The organism is Pseudomonas sp. PS01299, from assembly GCF_029960145.1.
GTDB lineage: Bacteria > Pseudomonadota > Gammaproteobacteria > Pseudomonadales > Pseudomonadaceae > Aquipseudomonas > Aquipseudomonas putida_A.
Genome location: NZ_JASCPO010000491.1, coordinates 1 through 1136 on the forward strand (window position 1 = coordinate 1; position 1136 = coordinate 1136).

General features: G+C 61.1%; 2 protein-coding genes. Both read left to right on the forward strand.

The window, feature by feature from the left end; translation table 11 throughout:
* The coding region (locus QMX91_RS31195; RefSeq protein ID WP_282413912.1) for a hypothetical protein at positions 1-243 on the forward strand (243 nt) is incomplete at its 5' end.
* Positions 225-971, forward strand: a complete 747-nt coding sequence (locus QMX91_RS31200) for an SDR family oxidoreductase (protein ID WP_007968514.1) — start codon at positions 225-227, stop codon at positions 969-971. The genes QMX91_RS31195 and QMX91_RS31200, both read left to right, overlap by 19 nt.
* Positions 972-1136 lie beyond the last annotated feature (165 nt).

A 1136-nucleotide genomic window follows, 5' to 3' on the forward strand; every position in this document is an offset into this window, starting at 1 on the left:
AGCTTGCTCCCGCCGGGGCGCGAAGCGGCCGCGTTTTTACTCGGTTTTACTGTGTTGCCCGGCATCACGGATGCTTCGCAGCCGAGCGGGAGCAAGCTCCCTCGCCACAAAAAACATCTCAGTCTCATGCAGGGTTTTGTCTTTGACAGAGCCCATGCAAAACCGCCCAATGGCGGTTATTCTTCAACCCGACTGTTACGTGTGCATTGGGGGGAAGGGCCAGCATGGATAAAGTCATGGTAATCACCGGTGGCGGGCGCGGAATTGGCGCCGCTACGGCGTTGTTGGCTGCCGGGCAGGGCTATCGGATCTGCATCAACTATCAGTCGGATGAACAGGCCGCGCAAAGCGTGCTGGAGCAAGTGCGGGCGCTGGGGGCGCAAGCCATTGCGGTACGCGCCGATGTCAGCATCGAAGACGAAGTGATCGCGCTGTTTCAGCGGGTCGACACCGAATTGGGGCGGGTCACCGCGCTGGTGAACAACGCCGGCACCGTCGGGCACAAGTCGCGGGTCGATGAAATGTCCGAATTCCGCATTCTTAAAATCATGAAAACCAACGTCCTGGCGCCGATCCTCTGCGCCAAGCACGCGATCCTGCGCATGTCGCCCAAACACGGCGGGCAGGGCGGCAGCATCGTCAACGTCTCCTCGGTCGCCGCGCGCCTGGGTTCGCCCAACGAGTACGTCGACTACGCCGCGTCCAAAGGCGCACTCGACACCTTCACCATCGGTCTGTCCAAGGAAGTGGCGGGTGAGGGGATTCGGGTCAACGCGGTGCGTCCGGGCTATATCTATACCGATTTCCATGCACTGAGCGGCGATCCGGATCGGGTCAGCAAGCTTGAGTCGGCCATTCCGATGGCCCGGGGCGGACGCCCGGATGAGGTGGCGGAGGCGATTGTGTGGTTGCTGTCGGACAAGGCATCTTATGCGACCGGGACGTTTGTTGATTTGGGTGGCGGGCGCTGATCGTTGGGATTTGTGTTGCCTGATCTGGCCTCTTCGCGAGCAAGCCCGCTCCCACAGTAGACCGCGTTTCTCCAGATGGAATGCGGTCTACTGTGGGAGCGGGCTTGCTCGCGAAGGCGGCATAAGCCCCAACATCTGTCTGTCAGAACGACCGCACAATCCGCC